Here is a 21,036-nt window from a genome sequence, read left to right on the forward strand (position 1 = left end):
TTAGCCTTTCCGAACTCTGAGCGTGTCGCGGCCCCGCGGGGACGCGTTCGACGCGGACGTGCTGTTCTGCTCGACCCACCGGCGCCCCAGCTTCGCAGCTCGGGACAGTGCGCCGCGCTCGCCGAAGTACCCGGCGACCGCACCGACCACGGGCAGGTTACCGAGCCATCTGTAAACGGTACGGCTGCGGGGCCGCTTGTCCAATTCGTCGGTGACGGCCTTGAGGATCTTGGTGACCGACCACAAGGTCGACAGCAACGCGAACGGGGACCGGGACAAGCGACCGGACGGCTCGGTGACACGGCTGTCGTCCGTGACGCCGTCGACGTCGGGTTCGGGCGCGTGGATGCTGGCACCCTTCGGCAGCTCGCGGTTGCACAGCACCGATGCCAGCAGGCGGACCTGCTCGTCCTGCTCGGTGATGCCGTACTCGCGGGCGACGGCCACCAGGACGATGGCCTGGTTCGCGAACCCGAGGACGTCGCCGAGCGGGAGTCGGCGAGCGAGTACACCGAAGATGCCGGGGAACGCCACCGCCACGGTGCCGATCCCGCCGACGCGGCCGACCCACCACGAGACACGCTGGTCGACGGTCATCGACTCCCACGCCTTGGTTCCCGGTGTGTCGGCGGCGTCGAACACCGACGCGACGGCGTTCAGCGCCGCGTCGACCTTCGTGCCGTTCGCGTCCGCCTGCTCGCGGAACGTGCGCTTCTTGAGGCCGAGCGGGTCGCGGTCCGCGAGCAGTTCGAGGACCGGCACGATCACTCGCACTGCGGCCTTGAGAACTCCGGCGACGCGCTCGTCGCCCAATCGATCAGCGCTCATGCTGCTTCCGTCCGGTCTGCGTAGGCGGTGGTGCGCTCGACTGCGCGTCGTCCGATTCCCTCGGCGATCGCGTGTAGTTCCTCGACGGTCTTCTCCGATCCGTGCTGCGATCCCGCCATCCGCGAGATCGTCTCCTCCATCAGCGTGCCACCCAGGTCGTTGGCGCCGCCGTTCAGCATCACCCGAGTTCCCGTCACGCCGAGTTTCACCCAGCTCGTCTGGATGTTGTCGATGCGGCCGTGCAGCATGATCCGCGCCAGTGCGTGGACGGCCCGGTTGTCGCGCTGCGTCGGTCCGGGTCGTGACGCCCCCGCCAGGTACAGCGGCGAACTCTGGTGCACGAACGGCAGCGGCACGAACTCGGTGAAACCCCCGGTGCGGTCCTGGATCCGCTTGAGCACGTTCAGATGTCCCACCCAGTGCGAGGGATTGTCGACGTGGCCGTACATCATCGTCGAGCTCGACCGCAGTCCCACCTCGTGCGCCGTGGTGACGACGTCGATCCACGTCTGGGCGGGCAGCTTGCCCTTGGTGAGCACCCAGCGGACCTCGTCGTCGAGGATCTCCGCCGCCGTCCCGGGGATGGTGTCCAGCCCGGCCTCCCGCAGTTCGGTCAGCCAGTCGCGCACCGACTGGCCACCGCGCGAGGCACCGTTGACGATCTCCATGGGCGAGAAGGCGTGCACGTGCATCGACGGCACCCGCGCCTTCACCGCGCGCACCAGGTCGGCGTATCCGGTCACGGGCAGCTCCGGATCGATGCCGCCCTGCATGCAGACCTCGGTGGCGCCGAGGACGTGCGCCTCCCAGGCCCGGTCGGCGACCTCGCTGGTCGACAGCGAGAACGCGTCGGCGTCGCCCTTGCGTTGGGCGAAGGCGCAGAACCGGCACCCGGTGTAGCAGATGTTGGTGAAGTTGATGTTCCGGTTCACGACGTACGTGACGTCGTCACCGACGACGTCACGGCGCAGCTGATCGGCGAACGCGGTCACCGCGTCGAGCGCCGCACCCTCGGCGGTGGCCAGCGCCAGGTACTCCTCGTCGGTGCAGTTGCCGGGGTCCTTCTCCGCGGCGCGGAGGGCGGCGACCACGTCACGGTCGACGCTGTCCAGCGTCGCCAGGTGCGCCACCTGCTCACGGATGGACTCCCAGTCGCCGAACGCACTGCCCATGTCGCTGCGCGTCTCGGTGTTGCGACCCTCGGTGTCGATGCCGGTGTTGAGGTCGACGCGGCCGGTGGACTCCCACACCTCGTCGGGTTCCTGCCACGGCAGACCGGACGGGATCGTCTCGGGCACCGCCAGCCCGGTCGCGTCGTCGGCGAGCGCACGCACGTGCGCCGAGATCCGCGGGTCGATCCACGGTGAGCCCGCCAGGACGTACCGCGGCTGCACCGCCGTGCGTTCGGTCAGCGTGAAGCCGGCGTCCGCGGACAGCTGCGCGAGAGTGTCGAGGTTCGGCCACGGCCGCTCGGGATTGACGTGATCGGGGGTGAGCGGCGAGACACCGCCCCAGTCGTCGACGCCCGCGGCGAGCAACGCCGCGCACTCCTGCGCGGACACCAGATTCGGCGGCGCCTGGATGCGCATGGCCGGGCCGAGAAGGATGCGGGACACGGCGATAGTGGCGAGGAACTCCTCCAGGCCGGCATCGGGTGCGGACCGCATCGCGGTGTCGTCCTTGGCCAGGAAGTTCTGCACGATCACTTCCTGCACGTGACCGAATGCCTTGTGCGACTTCCGGATCGCCATGATCGACTCGGCGCGGTCACGGATCGTCTCGCCGATGCCCACGAGGATGCCGGTGGTGAACGGAACGGTGAGACGACCTGCGTCGGTGAGCACGCGCAGACGCACCTCGGGGTCCTTGTCGGGGCTGCCGTAGTGGGCCTGCCCCTTCTCCTCGAACAGTCGACGCGAGGTGGTCTCGAGCATCATGCCCATCGACGGTGCGACCGGCTTGAGGCGCGACATCTCCTCCCAGCTCATCACTCCGGGATTGAGGTGCGGGAGCAGACCCGTCTCCTCGAGCACGCGGATCGACATCGCCCGCAGGTAGTCCAGCGTCGAGTCGTAGCCGCGCGCGTCCAACCACTCCTGCGCCTCGGGCCAGCGGGCCTCGGGGCGGTCGCCGAGCGTGAACAACGCTTCCTTGCATCCCAGTTCGGCACCGCGCCGCGCGATGTCGAGCACCTCGTCGGCCTCGAGGAACATCCCGTGCCCCTCGGCGCGCAGCTTGCCGGGGACCGTCACGAACGTGCAGTAGTGGCACGTGTCCCGGCACAGCCGGGTGAGGGGAATGAACACCTTGCGCGAGTAGGTCACCGTGCCGGGGCGGTTCTCGGCGAGCAGTCCCGCGTCCCGCACCCGCGCCGCGGACGCGCACAGATCGGTCAGGTCGTCGCCGCGGGCGTGCAGCAGCGTGGTCGCCTCGTCGACACTGATCACCACACCGTCGCGGGCACGGCGCAGCGCACGCCGCAGCGCCGATGCGGTCGGTGCCGGGCTGTCGGGAGGCGTCACTCGGGTGTCGGCGCGCGCGGGAGTACTCGGATCGGGCAACATCGTCACCGTTCGATCATGCGCCCTCCGGCCGGAGGCGTGCCACAGCAGGGGTGATGCGACGTGTCCGACAACAGTCCCGGTGTGGTCCTCACCGATCCCGCGCATCGCCCCGATCCGCGGGCGAAGATTCTGTGGGCCGTGGCAGCCGCCCTGCTGTGGCTCCCGGTGGTCGTCGCCGTGATCGTGTGGGCCGTGGTGCTCGCGGTGAACGTCGAGCGCCCGTCCTGGACGCCCGTGGTGGCCGCTGCCGTCGCCGTGGTGGTCCTCGCGGGAGCGCACGTGACCATCGCGCCGCAGTGGCGCTATCGGGTGCACCGCTGGGAACTGAGCGACACCGCCGTCCACACGCGCACTGGCTGGGTGACTCAGGAACGGCGCATCGCTCCCCTGTCCCGAGTGCAGACCGTCGACACCGAGCGCGGGCCGCTCGACCGGGCACTCGGACTGGCCACCGTGACGGTGACGACCGCGTCCTCCGCGGGAGCTCTGGAGATCGCGGGGCTCGACCTCGCGACCGCCGATCGCACCGTCGCCGCCATCACCGCGGCGGCCGCACGCTCACGAGGCGACGCCACGTGACGCAGGACGCCGGCCTGCGCGTCGACGAGTTGCCGTGGCTGCGACTCGACAAGCGCATGCTCCTGATCCACCCGGTCACCGAGCTGGTCCGCCTGCTGCCGGTGCTCCTGGTCTCCCTCGTCCTCGGATCGCAGAGCGGCACGCACGTCTGGGGCCTGATCGTCGTGGTCCTCCTCGTGGGCGCGGCGATCCTGCGCTGGTTCACCACCGGGTACCGCATCGGCTCGGACGACGTCCAGCTGCGCCGCGGGCTCTTCCAGAAGAAGGTGCTCTCCATTCCGCGTGGTCGAATCCGCAGTGTGGACGTGCGAGCCGGGCCGCTGCACCGACTGCTGGGACTGTCGATCCTCACCGTGGGCACCGGTCAGCAGAAGTCGGACAAGGCCGACTCGTTCGAGCTGAACGCCCTCGCCTCGAACCTGGTCCCCGCCCTGCGTGAGGAGTTGCTGGCGGGCACCGGCCGGACGGTGGGAGTGGATCCGGTCGCAGTGACCCAACCCGCCGTGACGCCCGAACGTGAGATCGCCCACTTCCGCACCGGCTGGGTTCGATTCGCCCCCTTCACGGCCACGGGCATCGTCGTCGTCGGTGCGGGATTCGGGCTCGTGTTCCAGTCCGGGTTCGCCGGTGACATCGCCTCTTCGCCGGCCCTCGACGACACCTATCAGGCCGTTCTGCGCCTCGGCATCGTGGTCGCGGTGGTCGTCGCCGCGGCCCTGCTGCTCGTCGTGTCGAGCATCGTCTCCGTGGTGCGCTACCTGGTCGTCTACGGCAACCTCTCCGTGACCGACGACGGCACCAGGCTCCGCGTCGGCCACGGACTGCTGTCGACGCGGCACACGACGCTGGACCGCGACCGCCTCCGCGGCGCGACGCTGCGTCGACCGCTGGTCCTGCGGTGGGCGCGCGGAGCACGCCTGGATGCCGTCATGACCGGGGTGTCCGCTTCGGAGAAGCAGTCGTCGCTGCTCCTGCCGCCCGCTCCCCTGCCGGCCGCCCGCCACACGATGGACGACGTGCTGGCGGGTCTGCCGGAGAGCGCGCCGGCCACGGTGACACTGCAGAAGCACGGACCGGCGGCTTTGCGGCGCAGGCTCACCCGCGCCGTCGGGCCGGTCCTGCTGGTCGCTGTCGCACTCCTCGTGGTCCGGTCGACCGGCCGGGACGTCCCGATCGCCGCGTGGATCGGCGTCGCGCTCCTCGTAGTGGCCGCCGTCGCCCTGGCGCTCGATCGGTACGCCGCCCTGGGCCACCGTGCCCACCCGGGAGTTCTGATCACCGAGCACGGCAGCCTCGACCGGCGACGCGTCGTCCTCGACACCGACGGCGTGGTCGCCTGGGGTGTCCGGCAGACCTTCTTCCAGCGACGGGCCGGTGTCGCGACCATCGTCGCCGCCACCGCGGCCGGCACGGGCCGCTACACGGTCCTCGACGTACCCGCCGACCACGCGTGGTCGATCGTCGAGAGCGCTCAGCCCGGTGCCGGCGACGTGTGGGTCGAGCGCCCGTGACACCCGCCTCCGGTACACCCCGGAGCATCCCCGAACTCGATGTGGCGGTGTCGGAGTGCCGCGCGTGTCCGCGCCTGGTGGAGTGGCGTGAGCTGGTGGCGCGCGAGAAGCGTGCCGCGTTCCGTGACGAGACCTACTGGGGCCGACCGGTTCCGGGTTTCGGCCCCGTGGACGCTCGGCTGCTGATCGTCGGCCTGGCGCCGGCGGCTCACGGCGCGAATCGCACCGGGCGGATGTTCACGGGCGACCGCAGCGGCGACGTTCTCTACGCGGCCATGCACGCCGTCGGCCTCGCCACGCAGCCCACGGCGACCCACATCGCCGACGGCCTCGAGTTGATCGGCACGCGCATCACGTCGCCGGTGCACTGCGCTCCCCCGGCCAACAAGCCGACACCGGAGGAGCGCGACCGGTGCCGTCACTGGTTGGAGACGGAACTGCACATCCTGGCGCCGACCGTTCGGGCAGTGATGGTCCTGGGCGGATTCGGCTGGCAGGCACTGCTTCCGGTCCTCGACGGCGCGGGGTGGACGATCCCCCGACCGCGCCCGAAGTTCGGCCACGGTGCGCACGTCGTGCTGACGTCACCCGAGAAGGAGTTGCCGGACCTGCATCTGTTCGGGTGCTTCCACGTCAGCCAGCAGAACACCTTCACCGGACGGCTCACGCCGGTCATGGTGGAGCAGGTGCTCGCCGCGGCGGCCGACGCCGCCGGAATCGACAGGAGTCAGCCGCGTCCGAGTTCGGCGAACTGACCCATGCGCAACGCGAACAGTTGCACCACAGCGGGAAGCAACCCGCCTGCCACGAGGACCAGGGTGCGCCAGTCGGCCACGACGAGCACGTCTCCACCCGGTCCCCCCAGCATGGCCAGCACGAGACCCACGAAGAATCCCGCGACCGGGAGAGCGGCGCGGGAGACGTTGTGCGTCACCGAGAACGCGACCCGCACGAGGATCACGTTGACGATGCCGGCGAGGACACCACTGACGGGGAACGGAGTGCTTCCGAGATACAGCGGGAGGAACAGCACTGCGGTCACGGCGCACAGGAACCCGTCGAGCACCAGTGCGCCGACGATCGACGCCTTGATGCCGGACACCACGCCCTCCCCGGCGTGGCCCGTCATCGCGCCGATCCTGTCGGCGCCGTGAACGTCAGCGAGGAGGGAACCCGATCGACGTGAGGTAGTTGCTCACGAACGTCGCGAAGCCGCCCACGGAGTTCAGGTAGATCTCGCGCTGCAGATCGGCTGTGGGTCGCAGGGAATCCACGAACGCCACGATGGCGTACTGAAGATCGAAATTCATGGGAAGAGCTCCTTCGAGTCGAACTCACCGGGTACGTCCGACCCCGTCCGGTGATGCCGCTCACAGCATAACCCGGCACCGAGCCCGGTTCGGACCCGCACACCGTCCCCGGGCAGACACTGGGGGCCGTCACACGATCCCCGCGAACAGGTCGGTCTCGCGCCCCGACGAGTCGACCGGTCCGAGATCGCCGCGGACGAGGATGTACTGCTCGTCCTCGAGGACTGGCTGCGCGATGTCGTTCGACAGGGCGTAGACCCGACCGGACTCCGCGACGGTGACCTGAGTTCGGTGCGCGCGCAACGCGAGTCGTTTGAGATCGAGCACCGGGCGGACGTCGACGGACGTGGTGATCGTGTCGTCGGGCACGCTCGGCAGCTCGCCCTCGACAGGCATGCGCCACTGCTGGGGGACGTCGCCGAGGTCGCTCAGGCCTGCGGTCAACTGATGCAGACCGGTGACCGTCCAGTACATCTTGTCCACCGACCAGGCCGGCCCCGTCTCGGCGAACCGGGCAGGGTCCTCCGCCGCCTCGACGGCCAGTCCAGCCAGCCGGTGCACCTGCATGTGGTCCGGGTGGCCGTAGCCGCCCTCGGGGTCGTAGGCCACGAGGACCTGCGGGCGAACGTCACGGATGACCTCGACCATCGCGCCGACGGCCTCGTCCGGGTCGGCGTTGACGAAGGCACGCGGGTGGCGTGCCGCGGGGGTTCCGGCCATGCCCGAGTCGCGCCAGCGCCCGGCACCGCCGAGAAACCGCGGCGGCCGGCATCCGAGCGCCTCGAGCGCCACGGTCAGCTCGTGGATGCGGTACCCGCCCAACTGATCCGCGCGATCCGCGACCAGTCCGGCCCACGTCTCCCCGATCACCTCACCCTCCTCGCCGAGCGAGCAGGTCAGGACCGTCACGTCCACGCCCGCCCGCACGGCGCGGGCGATGGTGCCGCCGGTGGTGATGGTCTCGTCGTCGGGGTGCGCATGGACGACCAGCATCCGGGGCCGCTCCGTCACGGCGTCACCCGCATCCAGTCGTCCGCGTCCCCGAAGACACCGAGTTCGACGGGCCCCGCGAGCGTCGCGCCGCTCACGCCGGGACCCACGGCGACGACGGAACTGTCTTGCGCGATGGGAAGCACGGTGTGCAGGTTCCACAGCTGCGGCTGCGCCGCGATGACGGCCTCGGTCGGGTTCACGTCGCCTCTCAGGCTCTGGTCCATCACCGGCTCGAGCGACGGATCGCAGACTCCGGACAGGTTGCTCGCCGCCACCGGGTCGGCGTCGGAATCGGGTGCCGTCGTCGTCGACGTCGCGAGATCGGTTGCTGCACATCCGTAGCGCGACGACCAGGCGGTGGCCACATCGGTACCCACGTGGCTCCACCCGACGACGGCGTCGACCGTGCCCTCGAGCAGCGCGGTGCCGTACAACTCCTCCGGATCGGTGGGAGCGACGCTGGCGTCGACGCCCGCGTCGCGGAGTTGATCGGCGGCCGTGTTGGCCACCGCGACCGCGACCGCGTCGTTCTCGGGAGCGCCGATCACGACGGTCAGCGCGCGCGTGCTACCCGGCACCGGCGTCGTCGTCGCGGTGGGTTGGCCCGAGGTGGGAGCCAGGGCCGGCGGCAGCGGCACCGGCACGAATCCCGCGTCGGCGAGCAGCTGCAGTGCCTCGTCCCGCGGGAGAGTCTGCGGAGCCGTGGGGACGTAGCCGGGCTGGGACGGCGAGAGAACCTGCGCGCGAACGGTGTTCGCGGCCGTGCCGGTACCCGACGCGACGGTGGACAGCAGGTCCACGTCCAGCAGACCCATGACGCCGCGGCGCACGTCGGCGTCCGCGAGTTCCGGCACCCGGCCGTTCAACGTCAGTTCGAGGGTCCGCGAACGGAACCGGGTGTCCGTACGGACGTTGGGGATGGCGCCCAGTTGCGCCAGTGTCGCCGAACCGCCACGCACCTCGGCGATCTGGGCGTCACCGGAGCGCATCGAGTCGGCGAGCTGGGCGTCGCTGCCCCCGCGTCGGAGGAGGATCTGATCGGGCGTGGAGGGTGACCCCCAGTAGCGGTCGTTGCGCTCGAGCAGGATCTCGTCGCGGCCACGATCGATCGACTCGATGCGGAAGTGTCCGCCGGAGACGGACACGTTGTCGCGCAGTCCGCGCTCGAAGCCGCCCAGCGAGTCCTTGAGCAGATGGGAGGGCAGCAGATTCTCGAAGAGCTCGCGCCACGCGGGGTACGGCGTCGCCATCGTGACGGTGACGGTCTTGCCGCCGTCCGAGGACGCGATGTCGTCGATCGCCTCGTAGCCTGCGGGATCCACCACGCCGGGCGCGTCGATCATCTGTTGCCACAGGTAGCGGAAGTCCTCGGCCGCGATGGGCGCACCGTCCGACCACTGCGACTCGTTGCGCAGCCGGTAGGTGATGGTGAACGGGGCCTGCGACGTCACCTCGGCCGACAGCACCAGCGACGCGTCGGGCAGCCACTCGACTCCTGTCCCCACCGACGCGGGGCGGAAGGGGCTGGGGAACACCAGTGTGGACACCGCGGTGTTCGCGGGCGACTGGTCGGCCAGCAGGTGCGGGTTGAATCCCGTACCGACGTCGTCGATGGCCACCACGACCGGATTACCCGTGGCCGCCGGCGCTGCGGGAGGCGTCGTCGTGGCCGTCTCGGTGCTCTGGATCGGCGGCGGCGGATCGGCCGTGCACGCGGACAGCGCGAGCAGGGCAGCGGCCAGCGCCGCACCCACCCGCGCCACCGACATGATTACAGAGCAGCCTTGTCACGCGACTTGCTGCGCGAACGCTCACGCGCACGCTCGTTCGAGTCGAGGTGCACCTTGCGCACGCGGACGACCTCCGGCGTGACCTCGACGCACTCGTCGCCGGCACAGAACTCCATCGCCATCTCGAGGTCGAGCTTCTTCGGCTTGGCGAGGGTCTCCATCACGTCGGCGGAGGACTGACGCATGTTGGTCAGCTTCTTCTCGCGGGTGACGTTGATGTCGAGGTCCTCCTGGCGGGGGTTGATGCCCACGACCATGCCCTCGTAGGTGTCCGCACCGGGCTCGACGAAGAACGTGCCGCGGTCGGCCAGCTGGATCATGGCGAACGGGGTGACGCTGCCCTGACGGTCCGAGACGAGCGAGCCGGTGTGGCGCGCGCGGATCTCGCCGGCCCACGGTGCGTAACCGTGGAAGACGGCGTTGGCGATGCCGGTGCCGCGCGTGTCGGTGAGGAAGTCCGTGCGGAAGCCGATGAGACCGCGCGAGGGGACGATGAACTCCATACGAACCCAGCCTGCGCCGTGGTTCGTCATCTGGACCATCTTTCCCTTACGGGCGGCGAGCAGCTGCGTGACGCCGCCGAGGTACTCCTCGGGAGTGTCGATGGTGAGCTCCTCGAAGGGCTCGTGCAGCTTGCCGTCGACCTGGCGGGTGACCACCTGCGGCTTGCCGACGGTGAGCTCGAAGCCTTCGCGGCGCATCTGCTCGACCAGAATGGCGAGCGCGAGCTCGCCACGACCCTGGACCTCCCACGCATCGGGGCGACCGATGTCGAGGACCTTGAGCGAGACGTTGCCGATGAGCTCCTGGTCCAGACGCGACTTGACCATGCGGGCGGTCAGCTTGTGGCCGCTCACGCGTCCCACCAGGGGGCTCGTGTTGGTACCGATGGTCACCGAGATGGCCGGCTGATCGACGGTGATGCGCGGCAGGGCGACCGGGTTCTCGAGGTCGGCCAGCGTGTCACCGATCATGATGTCCGGGAAGCCGGCGACGGCGACGATGTCACCGGCGACACCCTTCTGACCGGGAACGCGCTCGACACCGATGGTGGTGAGCAACTCGGTGATCTTGGCCTTCTGGACGACGGGCTCGCCGTCGACCTCGCGCATCCAGCTCACGGTCTGACCCTTGTTGAGCTCACCGTTGTGGATGCGGACCAGGGCGAGACGGCCCAGGAAGGCGGAGGCGTCGAGGTTGGTGACGTGAGCCTGCAGCGGCGCCTCGACGTTGCCCTTCGGTGCCGGGATGTAGCTGAGCAGGATCTCGAACAGCTCGTCGAGGTTCTCCGCGTCGGGAGCGTGTCCGTTCTCCGGCTGCTTCGTCGACGCCTTGCCCTCACGGCCGGAGGCGTACAGGACGGGGAGGTCGAGGGCCAGCTCGGCAGCCTCGGAGGCCTCGTCGTCGAGGTCCGACGCCAGGTCGAGGAGCAGGTCGTGGCTCTCGGAGACGACCTCCTCGATGCGCGCGTCGGGACGGTCGGTCTTGTTGACCACGAGAATGACGGGCAGCGACGCGGCGAGCGCCTTGCGGAGCACGAAGCGCGTCTGCGGCAGCGGGCCCTCGGAGGCGTCGACGAGCAGCACGACACCGTCGACCATGGACAGTCCGCGCTCGACCTCGCCACCGAAGTCGGCGTGGCCGGGGGTGTCGATCACGTTGATGACGGTGGTGCTGCCGTCGGCGTTGCGCTTGTGCACGGCCGTGTTCTTGGCCAGGATCGTGATGCCCTTCTCCTTCTCCAGGTCACCCGAGTCCATCACGCGGTCGATGGCCTCGGCGCGTTCCTCGAAGGCACCGGACTGGCGCAGCATCGCGTCGACGAGCGTGGTCTTGCCGTGGTCGACGTGCGCGACGATGGCGACGTTGCGGAAGGTGGTGGGTACGGTCTGACTGGCGGTGGGGCTGGTCACGCGTGAAATCTCCTGGGTCGAATGCGGGGTGAAGAGCGAGCGGCTTCCTCTCCCAGAGAGCGCGCTGCGTCGCCGACGAGAAGCGCGACCGGATCAGTTTACTCGGTCGGCTCGGGTGACGGCGGTCACGCAGGCCGGGACGGTCGGCACGGGCTCCACCTCAGGGTACCCTCACCCGATGTCCTCGGCATCGAAGGTCGCTCGCGGCAAGGCCAAGAAGAAGTGCTGCCGCAGCAAGACTCGCTGTCTGACGTGTCCGGTGGTGATCATGCGGATGAAGAAACTGGAACAAGCAGGTGTCACGGGCAAGGACCTGAAGAAGGGCCTGAAGAAGGCCCGCGCGGCCTGACTACAGCAGCGCCGCGAGATCCGGCAGCCACGCGGCGTCCGCCGGCACCAGATCGACTCCGTGCAGATCCGCCGCGTCGACCCAGCGGAGGGCTTCGTGCTCGAGCGCCGTCGCCGTCCCGGAGAACCGTGTGACCGCGTAGGCGCGCAGTGTCAGCGTCGCCGAGAGTGCGACGTCGACACCGACGGGCTCGCCGACGGTCACCTCGATACCCAGTTCCTCGCGCAGTTCCCGGACCAGTGCGTCCTCGGGGGTCTCGCCGGGGTCGACCTTGCCGCCGGGCAGTTCCCAGAGTCCCGCCAGTTCCGGCGGGAAGGCGCGACGCGCGAGCAGCAGGCGCCCGTTCTCGACGAGGGCGCCCGCGACCACCAGCGCGGGCTCGGGAACTGGCACCATCGCAGTATGGCCGACTTGCTGAACGACACGGAGATCGACGACGCACTCACCCGCCTGACCGACTGGCAGCGAGACGGGGACACCCTGGTCCGCACCGTCGAGTCGGCGAGCTTCCTCGAGGCGATCGACCTCGTCCGGCGCGTCGCGGAGGAGGCAGAATCGGCGGACCATCATCCGGACATCGACATCCGATGGCGGTCGGTGACCTACCGGCTGTCGACGCACTCCGCGGGTGGACTCACCGGGAAGGACGTCCTGCTCGCGGCCGCGATCGACCGCCTGGCGAGGTGACGCGGCGGCCCACCACCGCGATCCAGACGAACAGTGCCAGGGTGCCGACGGCGTAGACCGATCCCGCCAGAGCGAGTGGCCACGGGCGCGAGATGTCCCAGATGGACGGTTGTTCGAAGCTGAGGATCCACGGCACGCCGATCAGGGTGACCACGAGCCAGTACCCCGCGAGCACGCGCGCTCCCGGCGCGCCCGACAACGGACCGTGCATCAGCCAGATCGACATGGGCACCACCCAGACCCAGTGGTGGGACCAGGAGATCGGCGAGATCATCAGGCCCACGAACGAGACGACGACGAGCGTCCCCAGGCGATCGTCGCGTGCCAGCGTCCGCCAGGCCAGGAATGCCGCGGCCAGCACCACGGCCGCCGCGACCAGCCACACCGGCCCCTGGCCGACGTCCTGCCCGGCCACGCGTGACAGCGCTCCGCGCAGGGACTGGTTCCACACCGAGCCGACGGGACCGATCCGGTCCGCGTCGCCCAGCAGGGTGGTGAAGTACGTCGTCGCGGCGGACCCCACGAGCAGGAAGCTGATCGCGACCGTCGCCGCGAAGGCGACGGCGGAGAACGCGGCGGCCGCCCACCGACGCTGCGCCAGGAAGTAGAGGCCGGTGATGGCGGGGGTGAGCTTGACGCCTGCCGCGACGCCGACCAGGGCACCCGACAGCCACCAGCGGGCGCTGCGGGCCGCGAGCATCGCCAGCAGAACCAGGAACACGTTGACCTGGCCGTAGTCCAGGGTGGTGCGCATCGACTCGGTCCACAGGCCCACCGTCGTCCAGAGCAACGCCGCCCGGTGTCCGGACCAGGGGCCCGACCCGACCATGCCCTGTGCGAGCCGGACCACCGCGTACAGCGCGGCGATCGTGGCGATCATCCAGGCAGCGCCCACCACCGGGAAGGGCAGGAAATGCAGCGGATAGAACACGAGCGCGGCGAACGGTGGGTACGTGAAGGGCAGGGGGAAGTCGGGAGTCTCCTCCGAGTAGGTGAAGTCGTAGAGGTCGCCGCTGAACAGGCGGGCCGAACCGTCGACGTACACGTGGAGATCGACCCAGTTGCTGCCGTTGGGGGTGGCGACGGTCCACACCACACGCAGGATCAGCGAGATCACGAACAGGGCCGGTGCTGCTGCCAACAACGTGCGCCCGGCCGATCGCCGTACTTCACTCACGAGTGTTCTTCCGATCGACGGGGGTCGAAGCCAGAGCGCAGCCTATCCGCACCGTGCGACGTGACTCTTCTGCACCACGGGGCCGCCGCGTTGTCACGCGACACGGCTCACAGCAGTAACGATCGCATCACTGTTCACTCTGACAACACCAGACACTCTATTAACAGACTACCGTTCGAATCGGAGCGAGCGACACGGGTCGATCGACCGGTGAGCTGCTGTACAACCGTCACTCCGTGTACATAGAGTGACCCCGCGCCCGACTGCCTCGCACGGCGGTGACGGGCAGATAGTGCATCGTGGGTCGCCTCGGAACGGTTCGAGGCGGCCGGAGGAGAAACGGGGACATCATGCGGGACATCGGGACAACGGGAACGCGCGTCGCAGCGCGACGTGTTCTGAGCGGAGTGGCCGTCGCCGCCGCCTGCGCCTTCGTCGCACCCGCTGCGGCAGGCGCAGCACCCGCCCCAGTCCTGCCGCTGCCCGCCGAGGTTCCGGTGATGCCGGGCTACGAGGCACTGGCCGCCCTGGCCCCCACCCTGCTCGACGCCGCGGAGCGCGACGCAGCGTCGCCGCAGAGCGATCTGCTGGTGCGCGCGAAGGCGCTGCTGGCCACGGCCCCGCTGTCGGACCAGGCGAAGCGCATCCTCACCAGCATCATCACGTTCCTCGACGGCAGCGGTGGTGGCGGCCCCGAGATCCCCCAGAACGGCCCGGTCATCTCGCAGTTCTTCTACCCCACCGTCGGCAAGGGCTGCATCTCGGCCACGGCCGACTCCGTCGCGAGCGCGCTCGCGGTACCCGGCCCGGCACAGTTGCCGCCTCCCGGACCCGCAGCCGGTCAGGCCGGCTTCGTCTTCACGGCACTCGGCACCGCACCGCTCGCCGACGTGCAGGCAGCGCCGCTGACGGCGAACTGGGTCAACGTCGACACGGGTCGCACCGGAGCGACCGTGCTCACGGGTGCCGCGGGGATCAACCCCGACGGCCCGGCCACGCTCTCGGCACTCGCGGACACCGGGACCGGTCGCGTCCTGGCCGCCGTCTCCGGGTCGATCAGCACCGAGGCCGGCATCACGTGCAGCTTCCTGCCGACCATCGGTGCCTTCGTCGTCTGACGATCGGGACGAGAACGGTGTTCAGGAACCGAACGCGGTCGAGATCTGGGTGTAGATCGCTCCGGCGATCGCGTACAGGTAGTCGATGAACTCCATGGTGGTGCCTCTCCGTAGGTGTGACTGCTGTGACAGGTGTGTCGTGCGAGGTCGCCGCCGCGTTACGCGGACAGGCTCCACTGCCCGTAGTCCTCGCGCAGCACGGTGTTGACGTCCACACCCACTCCGTCGATCGCTCGCTTGTCGATCTCGATCTGATGCAGGTGGGCAGCCGGGTTCACGTAGCCCTTCGGCGTCCCCCAGTTGTGCTGCCAGTACCAGGCACCGAGTCCCGCTGCCGCCGCGAGGTCGATGGTCGGCGAGTTGGCGTACACGCCCGTGTTCTCGGCCCCGACCACCGACTGCCAGCCGAGCAGGTACGGCGCGATCATCGCGGCGAACTCGACCGCGGTCGGGTTGTCGTCGATCGACGCGTAGATGGGCCGGTCCGCCGGTCCGCCTGCCTCCGTGTGCAATTCGAGGCCGCGCGTCGCGTGCTTCACGCCGGCGGCGAATCCGCCACGCCAGTCGGCCGTCGCCCCCTTGCCGAACTGGTAGCACGACACCACTTGGAGACCGGCCGCGGTGAGCTCGTCCGCCTCGGCGGCGGTCATCGGCTTGCCCGTCATCCAGGCGGCACCGGGTCGACGGTCCGAGACGTAGCGGATGGCGCCCAGATGGCCGGCGGCGGCGATGGCGGAGGCAGACGGCACTCCCCCGGCGTAGTCGACGATCGTGCCCAACGCTGCGGGTGCTGCGGGCGCGGCAGAGGCGACGCCACGAGCGGCGACACCGGTGACCCCGACCGCGACGGAACCGGCGGCGGCATAGCGGAACAATTGACGACGCGACACGTGCACTGGGGTCTACCTCTCGATTCGCCCGGCGCGCCTTCCTCGACATGACGGCCCGGGCTGGTAACTTCTCACGATTTCCGGCGCTATTGCACCACAGACCTCAGGGACCCCGCTAGTCCCGTGAGTCCCCTCGTCCCCAGCGATCAGTACCACTGCGTCCAGAACCGCGTGAGCACGCCGCCGCTCTGGGCCCACCCCGCGGGGACGCCGGACAGCTCGTACAGGGAGTACACCGCGTCGAAGAAGACGCGGTTGACCTGCGGCACGAACAGCAGGGCCACCACGATGAGAACCCCGTAGGGCCCGATCTGCGCGAACGACCGCCGCGCCCCGGGCGACAGGTAGGGCTCGATCGCGCCGAACCCGTCCAGACCGGTCATCGGGATCAGGTTGAGGACCACCGCGACCACCTGAAGGAACGCCAGGAAACTCGTGCCGAACCAGAATGCCGCGTGCTCGCTGCCCGGTGCCCACACCGCGACGATCGTCAGAAGGATCACCGCGAGAACGAGATTGGCGAACGGGCCGGCCAGGGACACCGTCGTCCGCTGCCGCCTGGTCATACCGCTGGTGTTCAGCCACACGGCGCCGCCCGGCAGACCGATCCCGCCCAGCGCGACGAAGATCAGCGGCAGCACGATCGACAGTCCGGGCACCGTGTACTTCAGGGGGTTCAGCGTGAGATAGCCGCGCGCGGCGGTGTCGTGATCACCGAAGCGCCAGGCCGTCACCGCGTGGGCGAACTCGTGGAGACACAGGGACACCACCCATCCACCGATGACGAGGACGAAGACACCGGCATACGACAGGACGTCGCCCGGCCTGGTCGAGTTCCAGGCCAGAACACCGCCGATCACGGCGACGGCGACGACCGCGAGGAAGACGGGGCTGGGTCGTACCGACGTGGACAGTGCCATGTCAGCAGCGTAGGCGGGTCACCTGAGCGCTTCCCGCACTCGATAGACGGCCTCCCGCAGGCAGTCGGTGTACGCGTCGGCGTCCATGACGTCGTCGCTCGTCACGATCGAGAGGGTCACCACGTCGCCGATGCCGTGCACTCCGTGCGTGACGCCGACCGTCGGCGAGAGGGCCGGGAACCCGGCGCTCAGCACGACGGGCCGACCGCTCAGCGTGAGGTCGGCGACGCCTCGGTTCACACTGGAGACCACCGTGTGACCCGCCACCGTCGTCGGCGCCACCGACAGGTCGGCGCGGTCGACGTCGCGCCGGACGATCACCGCGGGAACGGTCTCCGTCGCACGATCGCCGACCCCGAACGCGGGGTGTTCCAGCCGTCTTCGCCGATCTTGCAGGGAGTCGTCGATCGCCCGCGCCCGCGCGCGGAGATCCTGCACGGACGGGTGCAGATCCACCCCCGCGTTGTGAAAAGCATTGGCAGCAGAGGTGGTTCGACTCTCCCCCGGTATGGCGATCATGACCTCGGCCCCGAGGTCGTCCGGAACCGGCTCGCCCAGGGACGCGAGATGCCGACTCATCGCGTCCGACACCACGACGAGCGCGGCCACGGTGACACTGACGGTGTCGGTGCGGAGGTCCGACGCCGGGCACACCACGCACCGGATGCGGGTGGTCCCGCCTGCCGGGCGGGACAGCAGCGTCGGTGCTCGGGGAAGCGGCGGGCCGGGGATGACGCCGGCCACAGTGTCGGCCGTGCGCCGACGATCGGCCACCACCGCCTCACGTGCCCGACGCACCATGCCGATCACCCGCGCGGGAAGCTCGACGGCACCACGCGCGACCGCGAGGGGCGCCGGCACCACCACCGTGCGCACCGCCGCTGACAGCTCGTCCGACAGCAACGCGCGAGCCAGCGCCGACACCCGCCCGCCGTCCCCGAGAGCGTGCGCGATCTGCAGGACGAGCACCGTCGCCGACCCCGTCGTGCCGGGCACCCCGTCGACGCACTGGTACAGATGCACGCGCCACGGCTCGCGGCGCGGCTCGACCTGATCCCCGAAGGTCTCCGCCACCCGGTCGAGGCAGTCCTGCCACGTCCCGCCGGCGTGGACGCGGACCCGGTCGCGGGTCACCTCCGTGGGCACCCAGTAGGGGTAGTCGGCCGTCCACCGCGTCTCGCGCAGACGGACCGACAGCCCGCCCACCGCACGCGCCCGACGCACGAGTGCCGTGGCGACGGCGTCCGGGTCGTCGAGCACACCGTCGAACGCGTAGAGCAGGAACTGGTCGCTCGGCAGGCGCCGCGACAGCCAGTACATGCGGGCGTCGGTGGCCGTGAGCCGACCGGTCACGTCAACGGTCCTGCTGCTCCGCCTGCAACTTCAGCGCGGCGAGTCCCTTCTCGAAGTCCCTGCCGATGAACCTGTCCATCGGCACGATCCTGCCGACGAGACGCGCGACGAGGTTCTGCTGTCCCGTCATTCGCCACGTCACCTCGGTGCCGCTTCCTGCCGGCGACAGCAGGAAGACAGTCACGTTCGTGGCCTTGAACGGTTTCGTGAACAGCAGATCGAGCACGACACGATCGTCCGTCGAATCCACGATGGTCATCGACCCGGCACCGGCCTTGCGATTACCCGACCAGGCGTAGGACGCCCCGACCCCGGACTCCGAGCCGCTGTAGGTGCGGGACAGATCGGGGTCGCTGCCCTCCCACGGCGACCAGGACGTCCACCGGTGCAGATCGTCGAGGAAACCGTGCACGGTCGACGCCGGAGCGTCGACGAGGACGGAACGTTCGATCACGAACTCGTGGACCCTGTCGGTGGTCATGGGGTGATGGTAGGGCGCAGCAGTCAGTCGCGCCTGCACAGGCAGAAGAGGTGACCGACGGGATCCTGCAACACGCGGAAACCCGGGTGTTCGCCGTCGTCGTCCAGCACGCGGGCACCCTGCTCCACAGCGAAGGCCTGCGCCGCTTCCATGTCGTCGACCACGAGATCGAGGTGGATGCGGATGCCCTCCCGGGGCCAGTACAGCGGGACGAAGTCGGGCGCCTTCTGGAAGGCCAGACGCGAGCCGCCGGTGCCCTCGATCACGGTCCAGTCGGGATCGTCCTGCACCACCTTCCACCCCAGCAGAGCGGTGTAGAAACGCCCGAGCGCCACCGGATCGGGACAGTCGAGAACCGTGTAGTCCATGTCGATCGTGGGTCGTGTCATGTCCGAATTCTAGCCAGGCGTGCCGATGCCCGAGAGACTTCCCGCTTGTCGGTACCCGGTCAGGACAACCCATTCCGCACCCTCGCGCCACGGTGCCACCGACCAGGTGGAGAAGCGCTGCACGGCCGTGAAGCCGGCGTCCCGGACGTCTCGTTCGGCCCGGTCGGCGGTGTACTCGCGGTCCGTCGCGAACCCCAGGATCACCACCCCGCCCGGGACCACCGCGTCGTGCCAGCGCCGGAGCACCGTCGACTCGGTGCCCGGGGCGAGGAAGACCATGACGTTGCCGGCGGCCACGATCGCGTCGAACGACTGCGGCTCCAGATCCATGGTCGCCAGGTCGCCCTCCACCACCGTGATGCCGTGCTGTCGACGCGCCTCCTCGACCAGGACCGAGTCGAGATCCACGGCGGTCACCGTGTGTCCGCGCCGCGCGAGTTCCGCGCCCAGTCGTCCGGTTCCGCATCCTGCGTCGAGGACACGCGCGGCCCGGGGCAGCACGGCGTCGACGAAGCGGGCCTCCCCGTGCATGTCCGCGCCCGACGCCTCCAGTTCCCGGAAGCGCGCGACGTAGGCGTGCGAGTCCTCGGCGCTGCGCTCGGCCGACCACCGGGTAGCGGTCACCGGTCGAGGTAGAAGCGCGCGGTCTCGGTCGCCACGTCGGACACCGCGGACGCCAGCCCGGGCTCGAGATCCAGGGCATCGGCGAGTTCGCTGCCGCGCAGCCCCTGCGAGCGCAGCAGGTCCCAGGCCTTCTCCACCAGACGTACCGACGTCGCGTGATCGAGTTCCGGCCGGTTCGAGCGCAGGGCCGTCGCCGCCCAGTCCGCGTCGAACGTGCCGTTGGGCGGACCGAACACCCGCTCCCCCGTGGAGTAGGGCTTCGGGTCGGTGCCACCGGCGTGTGTCATGCCCGTGACGCTATCCCCTGCCGGTAGCGGGCGCCGCGATGCTCGTCTTGTTCCCCGCCGACCAGGCGTAGGGCAGGTCATCGCCGTTGAGCAGGTGAGCACCCACCGAGCGCAATTTGTAGAGCACCGGGTTGTGCACGGAGATGGTGCGCGCGTTGCGCCAGTGCCGATCGAGGGCGAGGGTCTCCGACACGATCGATGCTCCGCCGACCTCGAACAAGTGGGTCGTCGCGTCCAGCACGAGGTCGACGACCACGGCCTGGGCGTGCGACGTGCTCAGCTCGGCCCGGTCGAGCGATGCGTCGTCGCCCACCTCGACGGCGCTCTCGACGTCCGCGGCCGCCGACAGGACCAGGGCGCGGGAGGACCAGGCGGCAGCTTCGAGCCGCCCGATGAGCTGCTGCACCACCGGATCGTGTCGCGGCAGGTCGGCGGCGGCGTGGGTGTAGCTGCGGGTGCGGGCGCGGACCCACGCGGTGATGTCGTCGGCGGCGCGGCGCGCGATGCCGGCCAGGACCGCGAGCTGGACCAGCTGCAGGTACGACGTCGCGTACGTGCGTCCGGGTGCGCCGTACCCCGGTCCGAGCAGGCGCGACTCGTCGACGGCGACGTCGGTGAACGTGGTGGTGCCGCTGACGGTGAGCCGCTGCCCGAAGCCGTCCCAGTCGTCACGCTGCACGACGCCGGGAGCGTCCGCGTCGACGAGCACGGACACCCGCTCGCCGTCGAGGTCGGCAGCGACCAGGATGTGGTCGGAGTAGAGACTGCCCGTGCTGTAGAACTTCTCGCCGTTCAGACGCAGACCGTCAGGGCCGCGCGTGACCGTCGTGCGGTAGTGGTCCACCGCCCCGACACCCGGCTCGGTGATCGCGTTGCCGACGAGAGTGCCGTCGGCGATCGCCCGCAGCCACGCGTCGCGGTCGGGTCCGGGTTCTGCCGCCACCTGGTCCTCGACGAAGCTCCAGTGCACGCGCAGCGCCTGCGGCAGATTCGACTCGGCGGCCGCGAGATCGACCAGCAGCGAGAATAACTGCGTCACCGAGGCGCCCGAGCCACCGTGCTCGACCGGCACGCGCAGTGCGCCGAAGCCGGCCTCGCGCAGCAGCGCGATCTCGTCGTGGGCGAGCCGTCTGTCCTTCTCGCGGGCCACCGCGCCCTCGGCGATGCGGTCGAAGACGGGCTGGAAGCGGGCGCGGAGGGCCTCGTCGGTCGCCGGGCCGTCGGTCACTCGGTCGTGTGTCGTCGTCACGGGAGACGAGACTGCTCGTCGGCG

At 69.9% G+C, this 21,036-nt stretch carries 23 protein-coding genes; 6 read left to right on the forward strand and 17 right to left on the reverse strand.

All coding sequences use genetic code 11. From position 1 onward, the window contains the following. Both HQ312_RS06785 and HQ312_RS06790 read right to left on the reverse strand, forming a co-directional pair. Positions 1 to 828 (reverse strand): hypothetical protein, encoded by an 828-nt coding sequence (locus tag HQ312_RS06785; protein WP_222638170.1) that lies wholly within the window; start codon positions 826 to 828, stop codon positions 1 to 3. Next, positions 825 to 3,392, reverse strand: coding sequence for a bifunctional FO biosynthesis protein CofGH (locus HQ312_RS06790; RefSeq protein WP_222638331.1), 2,568 nt, complete (start codon positions 3,390 to 3,392; stop codon positions 825 to 827). Before HQ312_RS06790 ends, HQ312_RS06785 begins: the two co-directional genes overlap by 4 nt. 60 nt (positions 3,393 to 3,452) lie before the next feature. On the opposite strand from HQ312_RS06790, the gene HQ312_RS06795 reads away from it, so the two are divergent. From HQ312_RS06795 to HQ312_RS06805, 3 genes are read left to right on the forward strand one after another with little or no spacing between them, the layout of a single operon-like run. After that, positions 3,453 to 3,971: a PH domain-containing protein gene (locus HQ312_RS06795; RefSeq protein WP_027503881.1), complete on the forward strand. Its 519-nt coding sequence runs from the start codon at positions 3,453 to 3,455 to the stop codon at positions 3,969 to 3,971. Further along, complete coding sequence (locus tag HQ312_RS06800) at positions 3,968 to 5,482, forward strand: PH domain-containing protein (RefSeq protein WP_308123829.1); 1,515 nt, start codon at positions 3,968 to 3,970, stop codon at positions 5,480 to 5,482. Before HQ312_RS06795 ends, HQ312_RS06800 begins: the two co-directional genes overlap by 4 nt. Further along, on the forward strand, positions 5,479 to 6,237 hold the full coding sequence (locus tag HQ312_RS06805) for a uracil-DNA glycosylase (RefSeq protein ID WP_222638171.1): 759 nt from the start codon (positions 5,479 to 5,481) through the stop codon (positions 6,235 to 6,237). The genes HQ312_RS06800 and HQ312_RS06805 overlap by 4 nt, the downstream gene beginning before the upstream one ends. Here the strand turns inward: HQ312_RS06805 and HQ312_RS06810 are convergent. From HQ312_RS06810 to typA, 5 genes are all read right to left on the reverse strand, one after another. Beyond that, positions 6,210 to 6,611: a hypothetical protein gene (locus HQ312_RS06810; RefSeq protein WP_027503883.1), complete on the reverse strand. Its 402-nt coding sequence runs from the start codon at positions 6,609 to 6,611 to the stop codon at positions 6,210 to 6,212. The genes HQ312_RS06805 and HQ312_RS06810 overlap by 28 nt on opposite strands. Before the next feature lie 28 nt (positions 6,612 to 6,639). Further along, complete coding sequence (locus HQ312_RS06815) at positions 6,640 to 6,792, reverse strand: glycoside hydrolase family 6 protein (protein WP_162246780.1); 153 nt, start codon at positions 6,790 to 6,792, stop codon at positions 6,640 to 6,642. 129 nt (positions 6,793 to 6,921) lie between these two features. Beyond that, positions 6,922 to 7,803, reverse strand: coding sequence for an N-acetyl-1-D-myo-inositol-2-amino-2-deoxy-alpha-D-glucopyranoside deacetylase (gene mshB, locus HQ312_RS06820; protein ID WP_308123830.1), 882 nt, complete (start codon positions 7,801 to 7,803; stop codon positions 6,922 to 6,924). Next, positions 7,800 to 9,554: an ABC transporter family substrate-binding protein gene (locus tag HQ312_RS06825; protein WP_222638172.1), complete on the reverse strand. Its 1,755-nt coding sequence runs from the start codon at positions 9,552 to 9,554 to the stop codon at positions 7,800 to 7,802. The genes mshB and HQ312_RS06825 overlap by 4 nt, the downstream gene beginning before the upstream one ends. Positions 9,555 to 9,556: 2 nt before the next feature. Further along, positions 9,557 to 11,488, reverse strand: coding sequence for a translational GTPase TypA (gene typA / locus HQ312_RS06830; RefSeq protein WP_037183854.1), 1,932 nt, complete (start codon positions 11,486 to 11,488; stop codon positions 9,557 to 9,559). A 178-nt stretch (positions 11,489 to 11,666) separates the two neighbouring features. Between typA and HQ312_RS06835 the strand changes: the two genes are divergently transcribed. Next, positions 11,667 to 11,837 (forward strand): hypothetical protein, encoded by a 171-nt coding sequence (locus tag HQ312_RS06835; RefSeq protein WP_204866762.1) that lies wholly within the window; start codon positions 11,667 to 11,669, stop codon positions 11,835 to 11,837. Here the strand turns inward: HQ312_RS06835 and HQ312_RS06840 are convergent, their stop codons facing one another. Further along, entirely contained in the window at positions 11,838 to 12,230 is a 393-nt protein-coding gene (locus tag HQ312_RS06840; protein WP_308123831.1) for a (deoxy)nucleoside triphosphate pyrophosphohydrolase, read from the reverse strand. 9 nt (positions 12,231 to 12,239) lie between these two features. On the opposite strand from HQ312_RS06840, the gene HQ312_RS06845 reads away from it, so the two are divergent. Continuing rightward, positions 12,240 to 12,524, forward strand: a complete 285-nt coding sequence (locus HQ312_RS06845; protein ID WP_222638174.1) for a 4a-hydroxytetrahydrobiopterin dehydratase — start codon at positions 12,240 to 12,242, stop codon at positions 12,522 to 12,524. Here the strand turns inward: HQ312_RS06845 and HQ312_RS06850 are convergent. Next, entirely contained in the window at positions 12,472 to 13,701 is a 1,230-nt protein-coding gene (locus HQ312_RS06850) for a mannosyltransferase (RefSeq protein ID WP_222638175.1), read from the reverse strand. The genes HQ312_RS06845 and HQ312_RS06850 overlap by 53 nt on opposite strands. 350 nt (positions 13,702 to 14,051) lie before the next feature. Between HQ312_RS06850 and HQ312_RS06855 the strand changes: the two genes are divergently transcribed. Next, a complete protein-coding gene (locus HQ312_RS06855) occupies positions 14,052 to 14,819 on the forward strand; it encodes a hypothetical protein (RefSeq protein ID WP_222638176.1) in 768 nt (255 codons plus the stop codon). A gap of 158 nt (positions 14,820 to 14,977) precedes the next feature. Here the strand turns inward: HQ312_RS06855 and HQ312_RS06860 are convergent, their stop codons facing one another. The 8 genes from HQ312_RS06860 to HQ312_RS06895 all read right to left on the reverse strand — a co-directional run bounded on the left by HQ312_RS06860 (position 14,978) and on the right by HQ312_RS06895 (position 21,012). Next, on the reverse strand, positions 14,978 to 15,715 hold the full coding sequence (locus HQ312_RS06860; protein ID WP_222627421.1) for a DUF1906 domain-containing protein: 738 nt from the start codon (positions 15,713 to 15,715) through the stop codon (positions 14,978 to 14,980). Between the two features lie 140 nt (positions 15,716 to 15,855). Then, on the reverse strand, positions 15,856 to 16,629 hold the full coding sequence (locus tag HQ312_RS06865; RefSeq protein WP_222638177.1) for a site-2 protease family protein: 774 nt from the start codon (positions 16,627 to 16,629) through the stop codon (positions 15,856 to 15,858). 18 nt (positions 16,630 to 16,647) lie between these two features. Further along, on the reverse strand, positions 16,648 to 17,982 hold the full coding sequence (locus HQ312_RS22165; RefSeq protein ID WP_222638178.1) for a wax ester/triacylglycerol synthase domain-containing protein: 1,335 nt from the start codon (positions 17,980 to 17,982) through the stop codon (positions 16,648 to 16,650). 1 nt (position 17,983) lies between these two features. Beyond that, entirely contained in the window at positions 17,984 to 18,463 is a 480-nt protein-coding gene (locus HQ312_RS06875; RefSeq protein ID WP_222638179.1) for an SRPBCC family protein, read from the reverse strand. 23 nt (positions 18,464 to 18,486) lie between these two features. After that, positions 18,487 to 18,852 (reverse strand): VOC family protein, encoded by a 366-nt coding sequence (locus HQ312_RS06880; protein WP_027503894.1) that lies wholly within the window; start codon positions 18,850 to 18,852, stop codon positions 18,487 to 18,489. A gap of 9 nt (positions 18,853 to 18,861) precedes the next feature. Next, the gene (locus HQ312_RS06885; protein ID WP_027503895.1) at positions 18,862 to 19,476 is read right to left on the reverse strand and encodes a bifunctional 2-polyprenyl-6-hydroxyphenol methylase/3-demethylubiquinol 3-O-methyltransferase UbiG; all 615 of its coding nucleotides are present in this window, start codon (positions 19,474 to 19,476) and stop codon (positions 18,862 to 18,864) included. Beyond that, positions 19,473 to 19,763, reverse strand: coding sequence for a hypothetical protein (locus tag HQ312_RS06890; RefSeq protein ID WP_027503896.1), 291 nt, complete (start codon positions 19,761 to 19,763; stop codon positions 19,473 to 19,475). Before HQ312_RS06890 ends, HQ312_RS06885 begins: the two co-directional genes overlap by 4 nt. 10 nt (positions 19,764 to 19,773) lie before the next feature. Continuing rightward, a complete protein-coding gene (locus HQ312_RS06895) occupies positions 19,774 to 21,012 on the reverse strand; it encodes an acyl-CoA dehydrogenase family protein (RefSeq protein ID WP_308123833.1) in 1,239 nt (412 codons plus the stop codon). Between the last annotated feature and the right edge of the window lie 24 nt (positions 21,013 to 21,036).

Source organism: Rhodococcus sp. BP-316, assembly GCF_019836105.1.
In the GTDB taxonomy this organism is placed as follows: Bacteria; Actinomycetota; Actinomycetes; order Mycobacteriales; family Mycobacteriaceae; genus Rhodococcoides.